The sequence below is a fragment of the Limnoraphis robusta CS-951 genome, assembly GCF_000972705.2.
Window position 1 is genome coordinate 1 of sequence record NZ_LATL02000001.1, and the last position, 8,531, is coordinate 8,531.

Consider the following 8,531-nt stretch of genomic DNA (forward strand, 5'->3'; position numbering starts at 1 on the left):
CCAGTAGAGTTATTATAGCATTAGAAAGAGCCTTATATCCCCATACCTGAAGGTAGGGGCGTGTGCGGCAATTTTTGGTAAACAGCTCTCTGGTCATTGCTATAATTCATCAATTCTTTTGACTACTCAGCAGGAGTTTCAACTTCTAACGGTTGCTCGAACCCACTGGGCATTCCTTCTGGTTGAACTTCTGTTGGTTCAGGAGTTATTTCCGGTTCAAGGTTTGAAGGTTCTGTCTCTGTAAAAGCTTCTGTCGGTTGAGCCGGCATTTCCGGTTCAAGGTTTAAAGGTTCTGTCTCTGTAAAAGCTTCTGTTGGTTGAGCCGGCATTTCCGGTTCAAGGTTTGAAGGTTCTGTCTCTGTAAAAGCTTCTGTCGGTTGAGCCGGCATTTCCGGTTCAAGGTTTGAAGGTTCTGTCTCTGTAAAAGCTTCTGTTGGTTGAGTCGGCATTTCCGGTTCAAGGTTTGAAGGTTCTGTCTCTGTAAAAGCTTCTGTCGGTTGAGTCGGCATTTCCGGTTCAAGGTTTGAAGGTTCTGTCTCTGTAAAAGCTTCTGTCGGTTGAGCCGGCATTTCCGGTTCAAGGTTTGAAGGTTCTGTCTCTATAACATCCTCTGGCGGTGTGATCACTGAATTTTCCGAAGAATCTTCAGACTCAGTTACCCCAGGAGTAGAACTATTCTGTGCAGGTTGAGTATTTTCGGGGGCTGCTTGGGGAGCTGCTTGTTCGGGTGAACTCACCTCGCCACAACTTTCGCTGTTAAAGTAAAATTCATATTGATAAGCCGTAGGATTTCCTCTTGCTAAGGATTCAGTGCTAACAAACTCCTGCACTTTTTGAATCGCCGTATCATCTAAAACCGGATATCCCGTATCCAACAACAGTTCTGGCCCTGCTAAAATCTCTCCACCGGAACCGATAATCACTCCTACTAAAGCTTGTCCACTCAACTGTTGTTCACAGGCTTCTACTGGATACACATCAGAGATAGAGATAGCTTGGGCTGACTGTACATCAGGGTAACTTTCAAGCCAACCCAAAACCCAATTCACATAAAGACTTCCCCCTTCTAAGCTTGCCATTTCTTGGTTAGAAAGCTGTCCTTCTGGGGGTTGCTCTTGGGTAAACACCGGAGAATTCGCCACAACATTGCTATTTTCTGCTGTTTCTGAACCTTCTTGCAAACCTTGGAGAATAGACCCTCTAAACTCTTCTGGAGGGGTTTGAGACTGTTCGTCAATATTTGCACTCGCCACACCATCAGTAGGCTCTTTTGGTGGAGGAAAACGAGGCGGTTGGTTTCCGGGTTCATCATCACCCATGCGAGGGGGATTGAGAATACCAGATTGACCAAGGGGAGGAGGCGCTTGAGAGAATTCGATATTGCCTTGCTCTAACTGTTCATAAAATTCTCTCGCTCGATCTAATTCCTCTGAATTTTTATCGGGGAAAGTATTACTTTGATCGGGGGGAGTATACTCAGGAATCGAACTTGGGGGAGGCGGAGTAAAGTCAGGAATATTCACCGAAGGAGGCAAAGTGCTAAACGTGTAACTCTCTGGAGAACGCTGCACAACAGGCGGTAAATTCGTTCCGGGGATTCCAGATGAGGGGTAAACTGGGATGGTATAAAACTCTTGGGGAACACTGGCAAAACTTTCAGCAGTGGGAGGAGGAGGAGCGTTCACGGGAAACTCAGGAATCGTTGGCCCGCCTCCCAAAATAGAAGCCAACGACGGAGGAGGTGCGATTTCACTTAAACCAAATTTCGGCGGTGGCGGGGGATAGATGCCCCCAACTTGCTCGGGGGATAATTCTAGTAACTCTACACTCGGCGGAAGTTGAGCCGCTCGGGAAAATAACGAAATTTTCTCTACATTCGCTGCAAATAACCCATGAATTCCCAGGGAAGCCAACACTGCCACTGTAGCGGGTTGACGGAGTGATGCTAGTCCAGATTGGATAAAGGGTGTAGAAGAATCCATAATACTTGACTTTAGAGGTTAGAAATCGACTTGCGTCTATTGAGGCACAGGCAGAAGATGTATCACCGACCCCAGCAATTAACTTGAGTTTTGAGTTGTCTATCTTTACTGCTATGTTATAGCAAGCTAGAGTCAAATCATCAGGCGAAAATCTCTCAGACTTCACCTCTAGGTTGTGTGATCGCCCTTTTGACGGCAGCGACTCTGTACTCCTCTGTATTCCTAGTTTAACGAATCCCCTGGACAATCATTAACGAAAAATAAGATAATTGCAAGTTAGGGCGATCGCTTAACCCTGCATAAATCTGTTGCTGAGGGTGCGTCGCCCATTCCACCACGTAGGCATTTTCCAGCAAGTCTCGCTGCTGTAATAATTGCCAAACTTGCCGATAGACTGAACTCACTTTCATCAATACCACAACATCCGCCTGATCCAAAGTCTTTTCTAACTCACTCATCGTATACAATGCAGGCAATACGGCTAAACGTTGCTCTCTGATCGTGAGCGGAATTCCCAGACTGGCTACAGCCGCCAGAGGAGAACACACTCCGGGTATTGCCTCCACTTTCAGTTGAGGACGGATTTCTTGTAGGGTTTGTGCCAGGTAAGTAAACGTACTGTAAAAACTGACATCCCCTTCACAAGCAAACGCCACATCTTTTCCTTGGGCGAGATATTCCCCAACCTGTTGGGCGGCGAGTTGCCAAGCTTCTGTTAAGATTGTCTCGTCTTGAACGTAGGGAAAGTTTAACGGTAACTGAATTTGCTGAGAATTTAGCCAAGGGCTGATAATTTTCTCTGCAATGCCAGATTTTCCTCGAATTCCCGCCGGAAACGCTACAACGGGGGCTTTTTTGAGGATATTTAACCCTTTGAGCGTAATCAGTTCGGGATCTCCAGGCCCGACGCTAACACCATACAGAATACCGGATGATTGGGGTGAGTCGTTCACAACAAATATAGCGCTTCGGCGCTAGGCAATCTTGGAAAAGGCAAAAGGCAAGAGGCAAAAGGCAAGAGGCAACAGGCAACAGGCAACAGGCAAGAGGCGCTCATGCAAAAGGCAATCATGCAAGCGCTGGTCACTGTTCACTGTTCCCTGGTAACTGTCCCCACTGGTCACTGGTAACTGGTCACTGATAACTGTCCCCACTGGTCACTGTTCACTGTTAACTGTAAATTCCGCCCCTTGAGTATCAATTTGTAGCGATCGCACTTCTACTTTAACACTAAATTGATGCCAAGCCTCTGCCATCGCTAAAGCTACATCGGGTGCTGAAGTTGCATCACTCAGGGCGAGGAGAGTTGGCCCGGCTCCACTGATCACCAGTTCATAGGCGCCTGCGTTGATCGCAGCCAAACGTACCGCTTCATAACCGATAATCAGAGATTGACGATAGGGTTGATGAATTTTGTCTTGCATGGCGACTCGCAGCCAATTTTCCTTTCCCGTTTCTAAGCCTCGTACTAACAAGCCTAAATGAGCGGTGTTAAAAATGGCATCTGTTCGACTATACTCGGTTGGTAAGACTCGACGGGCTTCGGTTGTAGACAGTTCAAAGTTGGGAATGGCAACAATCGGAATAATACTCGGATGCCAGGGAATTTCGCAGATTTCCCAATGGCTTTGGGAGGCGGCGACGGAGAGTTGACAGTTTCCCAACAACGCCGGAACTACGTTATCGGGGTGTCCTTCCATTGCGATCGCCAAGTTCATCACTTCGGTTTGACTCAGGGGTGAACCTGCAAAGGCGTTAGCCCCGACTAACCCTCCGACAATGGCGGTGGCTGAACTTCCCAAGCCTCTGGCCAGGGGAAACCCTAAGTTAATCTCCAGCTTGACGGGAGGCGGAGATTGACCGAGATGCTGGTAAAGTTTGACAAAGGCTTGATAGGCGAGATTATCTTGATCGGTTGATAGGCGTTCAGCATCCACACCTTGAACGGTGATCATCGCCTGAGTTGATGTCTCTTCGGCTGATAAATCCTGTTCAGAGATTTTAAGGATATTGTACAAGGTTAACGCTGCACCAATACAATCAAAACCTGGCCCTAAGTTGGCGGTTGTCGCTGGAACAGTAACGGTAACGGACTTAGACATTCTTCGTTTTCAGACCCACAAAAATCAGCATAGCATTGATACTGTAGGCTGATGATATCAGATTAGGGGTGAGAATTCCCGTTGTTATCCTCTGAATCTCCATCACCGATGTTGAGGTTCTTTTTAGAAGATTTTAGCTGTTTCCAAAGGCTTTTAATCCGGTAATAGGCTTCCTCTGATGTGATTTTGCCGTTGGTTTCTAAGCCGCAAATATAGTTAACCTTCTGTGCAAACTCTTGCAAGTTTGAATTGAAAACCAGGTTTTCCGGTGTGAAGTCACCTCGGTAATTATTTTTCGGATATAGGAATTTATCACGTTCGTTCATATCGTTCTCCCTGTGATTACAGCTAGATTTAGTTGACAAATAGATGAGCTTGAAAAGAGTTCCACACCTGACTTTATTTAACAATGGCAAGATTGATTTTTTGAATTAAGATAAAAAAATTAAAGAATTTTATAGACTGAATTTTTATTCAACTCTTTACTTCTTTCTTTTAATTATAGTATAGCTTTTCGAGTTGTAAATTTTCTTTTCCTTTATCTAATTTAACATTTCTCCGAAACCCTTTCATCAAGGCAGTTTTTAATCCTTACTTAACTTTAAAAAACGAAAAATAACGAATTTCAACGGTTGTGGTAGGGTTGTCTAGTTATTCGGTTCGGTCTACCGATTAAATTGTTGAGATTGACTTGAATTTTTCTTTAAAAAACTTCTATCTAAAGACATATTTTTCATTTTAAAAAATCAACCAAAAAAGTTTTTGTCTATTTAAAGAGTGGTTTTGCTTAAGTTTATCTCTATTTTTGAGCTAAAAGTCGCAACCCAAACTCATAAACTCTATCTAGAAATTGAATTTGAGTTGCGAAATATAAGCTTCTTTGAAAAAATAGGAATCTTGCGCTCACAAATTATTGAAGACTGCTATTGTCAAAGAAAGCTTGAGAAATTCTCTTTTATTTTAGCCTTCCATCTCCTCAATAGACTTGGGTACACCCGCAGTTAAGACATCATAACCCTGGGGCGTTACTAACACATCATCTTCTATTCTCACGCCAATTCCTCGCCAACGTTGATCAACTTCTGGCTGTCCTTCTACGGGTTTAATTTCGGGTGAAATGTAAATTCCCGGTTCAACCGTTAATACTTGTCCTGGTTGTAATTCTTGAGGGTTTTCTCCCCATTGATAAACCCCAACATCATGCACATCTAACCCCAACCAATGACCGGTTCGGTGCATATAAAAAGGCTTGTATTTTTCCTCTTTTATAATCTCCTCAATGTCTCCGGTTAATAGCCCTAACTCCATCAATCCTTCAACAATTACCCGCACGGCTGAATCGTGAACTTGTTGGTAAGGATTACCAGGTTTAACTTGTTCAATGGCAGCAATTTGAGCCTTGAGAACAATCTCATAAATTGTTTTTTGTTCTGGAGTAAACTTGCCACTAATGGGGAAAGTTCTAGTAATATCTGCGTTATAATATTTGTAGGAACATCCCGCATCAATTAATAACAAATCTCCCTCTTGAAGCTGTCGATTATTTTCGACATAATGCAGAATACAAGCATTTGCCCCTGATGCGACAATAGACGGATAAGCAGGCGTTCCTCCATTCAAGCCAAAAAGATGTTCGATTTCCGCTTGAATTTCATATTCATAGCGTCCGGCTTGGGCAAAAGTTCGAGCATGATTATGGGCTTTAACCGAAATATTTGCTGCTTTTCGCATCAACTCTAATTCAGTTTCACTCTTGAGTAAACGCATCGGATGGAGAAGAGTACCCGCATCTTGTAAGGCAATCGGGCCAGTGCCATGTTTAGGATAAACTCGCATTAATTTTTGCCAATGTTTCAGGACTTTATTATTAAACGCTTCATCTTGTCCTAAACGGTAATAAATGCGATCAGCTTTTTGCAAATATTGCGGTAATTTTTCATCAAGTTCCGCGATGGGATAAGCCTCATCCGCCCCATAAACTTCTTTGGCTTTTTCTACGCCTGTGCGATATCCTGTCCAGGTTTCTTTTTCTGGGTCTTTTGGCTGTACAAATAGCACAAACTTATGTTTTTCGTGATGGGGCGCAAGTACAGCAACGGCGTTGGGTTCGTTAAAACCGGTGAGGTAGAAAAAATCGCTATCCTGACGAAAATTATATTCGACATCATTGTGCATAACTGCCATCGGCGCACTTCTGAAAATAGCCGTTCCGGTGCCGATTTTTGCCATCAACTGTTCGCGTCGTTGCTGATATTCTGCGGATGTGATCATTGAAGCTGTTTGTCAATAGGTTAAATATCAGTTTAACAAGTGAGGCGTGAGTAGGGGCGGGCTTGATTACAGTTTACAGTTTACAGTTATCAGTGACCAGCTTTTACAGTGACCAGTGACCAGTTACCAGTGACCAGCTTTTACAGTGACCAGTGACCAGCGCTTGCCTTGCGACCCGGCGGTTTCCGTCGGTAGCGCGAACTCCGTTGCGCGGGTTCCCCGCGTTGAAGGAAGTTCGTAAGAGAGCAAAGTTTGCAAGAGAGTGACCAGTGACCAGGCCTCCGATTTTCTGCGACACCCGATTTTCCTGAAAAAGAATTCTATCTGGGGATAGAGGCTTTTTTTCTGATCAGACAACGCATAAGTGTCAAAACTCGAGCTATATGTACTATTGACAGATGTTAGTTCATCTGTATCCTCTGTACATTGATGGATATTCGTTCATCTCAACTCTATACCAGTCTGATGAGTCAAATGCTTGTAAACTCAATGCCGCTAGAGTGTCCAACCCTCGAATCCTGGGTGGTGAGAGAAGTTGAACTTCAACTCGGAACCCTTCCGAGCCAGATTACCCAGTCTATTGATAAAACTCAGGCGATCGCATATGTTCTGAAGTTTCTTTCGCCGATGGGGAAAAAGTCTGAAACTGAATGGCAATGGCCATCAGAACAAACGGGCAGAATACTGCAAGAATTGATTGCGGATGCGGCTACTCTGTCTTTGATTCGTTTAATGTCTACTCATCGAGTTTCAAATTGATCAGATGAGTTTAAAGAATGCTAAAAGTAGTTACGGAGAGAAAGGTAGAAAGCAGTAATCAGTGAATAGTTTACAGTTAACAGTTCTGTGAGTTTTGATTGCGGTTTTCGCTGCTAAGTGATCACTGTCTACTACTCTCAGCCCTCTCCTTCTGAAAAAATTTATATTCTGCCCATTAAGCAGATTTTTGCAACGGAAATCCCAAGGTTTCTCGCTGTTCTAAATAGCGTTGGGCGACTCGTCGGGCTAAGTTGCGAATTCGACCGATATAACGAGTTCGTTCAGTCACAGCAATCACGCCTCGCGCATCTAAGAGATTAAAGCTGTGAGAACATTTTAGAACATAGTCTAAACTGGGTAAAACTAATCCTTTTTCGATTAATTGTTCGGCTTCTTGTTCGTACAAACTAAAGAGTGTAAAGAGTAATTCGGGATTAGAGGCTTCAAAATTGTAGGTACAATGTTCGACTTCGCCCTGAAGATGAATATCCCCATAATTAATAGTATCTGTCCAGGCAATTTTAGTCATGGCATCGACATCTTGAAGATACATGGCGAGTCGTTCAAGTCCGTAGGTAATTTCTATCGAAACGGGGCGACAATCAATTCCACCGCATTGTTGAAAGTAGGTAAACTGGGTAATTTCCATTCCGTCTAACCAGACTTCCCAACCGACTCCCCAAGCGCCTAAAGTGGGAGATTCCCAGTTATCTTCGACGAACCGCACATCATGATCTTCGGGTTGAATTCCGAGCGCTCTTAGAGAGTCTAAATAAACCTCTTGAATGTTATCTGGAGAGGGTTTAATCAGGACTTGATATTGATAATAATGTTGAAAACGGTTAGGATTTTCGCCATAACGTCCATCGGTGGGACGACGACAGGGTTCAATATAAGCGACAGACCAAGGTTCAGGGCCAATCGCCCGTAGGAAGGTATGGGGACTCATGGTTCCCGCCCCTTTTTCGGTGTCGTAGGGTTGGGCGATTAAACAACCGCGATCGCTCCAAAATTGATGTAAAGTGGCAATGACGGATTGAAAGTTCACAGGATTAACTCTAGTTTAATTGTTTTTCATTTTATGATCATAAGGGATCGGTTGAAGATTCTTTTTGACATCCTCTCCGCCGTAAACGACGGAGATTCCAAACATCACTGTTTGGGTTTCCTCTTTCTATGAGTTGACTTACTCAACTGGGTTTCCCCACTTAAGCAGAGATCAGTCTCTCGGGAGGCGTTAATTTCCATCTGCCCGACGGTATTTGATAGTTGTTTAAGTGCAGATTTTAGAATGTTTTTGGCGGCATTTTCGTCTCGGTCTGCTACATACCCACAGTGAGGACATTTATGAGTTCTCGTACTGAGAGTTTTGACAACCTTTTCACCGCAATTTGAGCAGTTTTGAGATGTGTATGCA

8 protein-coding genes are annotated in these 8,531 nt (G+C 43.9%); 1 reads left to right on the top strand and 7 read right to left on the bottom strand.

Annotated features, from left to right (window positions below; all coding sequences use genetic code 11):
* Window positions 1-122 precede the first annotated feature (122 nt).
* The 5 genes from WN50_RS00005 to WN50_RS00025 all read right to left on the bottom strand — a co-directional run bounded on the left by WN50_RS00005 (window position 123) and on the right by WN50_RS00025 (window position 6,355).
* Window positions 123-1,982 (bottom strand): energy transducer TonB, encoded by a 1,860-nt coding sequence (locus WN50_RS00005; RefSeq protein ID WP_049557229.1) that lies wholly within the window; start codon window positions 1,980-1,982, stop codon window positions 123-125.
* A gap of 227 nt (window positions 1,983-2,209) precedes the next feature.
* Window positions 2,210-2,935: a precorrin-2 C(20)-methyltransferase gene (locus tag WN50_RS00010; protein ID WP_046279921.1), complete on the bottom strand. Its 726-nt coding sequence runs from the start codon at window positions 2,933-2,935 to the stop codon at window positions 2,210-2,212.
* 204 nt (window positions 2,936-3,139) lie between these two features.
* Window positions 3,140-4,084, bottom strand: coding sequence for a homoserine kinase (thrB, locus tag WN50_RS00015; protein WP_046279922.1), 945 nt, complete (start codon window positions 4,082-4,084; stop codon window positions 3,140-3,142).
* A 62-nt stretch (window positions 4,085-4,146) separates the two neighbouring features.
* Window positions 4,147-4,410, bottom strand: a complete 264-nt coding sequence (locus WN50_RS00020; protein ID WP_046279923.1) for a DUF7219 family protein — start codon at window positions 4,408-4,410, stop codon at window positions 4,147-4,149.
* Window positions 4,411-5,044: 634 nt separating this feature from the next.
* Window positions 5,045-6,355, bottom strand: coding sequence for an aminopeptidase P N-terminal domain-containing protein (locus WN50_RS00025; RefSeq protein ID WP_046277960.1), 1,311 nt, complete (start codon window positions 6,353-6,355; stop codon window positions 5,045-5,047).
* 429 nt (window positions 6,356-6,784) lie between these two features.
* On the opposite strand from WN50_RS00025, the gene WN50_RS00030 reads away from it, so the two are divergent.
* Entirely contained in the window at window positions 6,785-7,114 is a 330-nt protein-coding gene (locus tag WN50_RS00030) for a hypothetical protein (protein ID WP_046277961.1), read from the top strand.
* Window positions 7,115-7,289: 175 nt separating this feature from the next.
* On the opposite strand, the gene glyQ is transcribed toward WN50_RS00030, so the two are convergent.
* Both glyQ and WN50_RS31620 read right to left on the bottom strand, forming a co-directional pair.
* Window positions 7,290-8,162 carry a glycine--tRNA ligase subunit alpha gene (gene glyQ / locus WN50_RS00035; protein WP_046277962.1) on the bottom strand — a complete coding sequence of 291 codons (873 nt, stop codon included), beginning with the start codon at window positions 8,160-8,162 and terminating at the stop codon, window positions 7,290-7,292.
* Window positions 8,163-8,266: 104 nt separating this feature from the next.
* Window positions 8,267-8,531 (bottom strand): zinc ribbon domain-containing protein (locus WN50_RS31620; protein ID WP_152964651.1); only part of this gene is annotated, 265 nt, incomplete at its 5' end.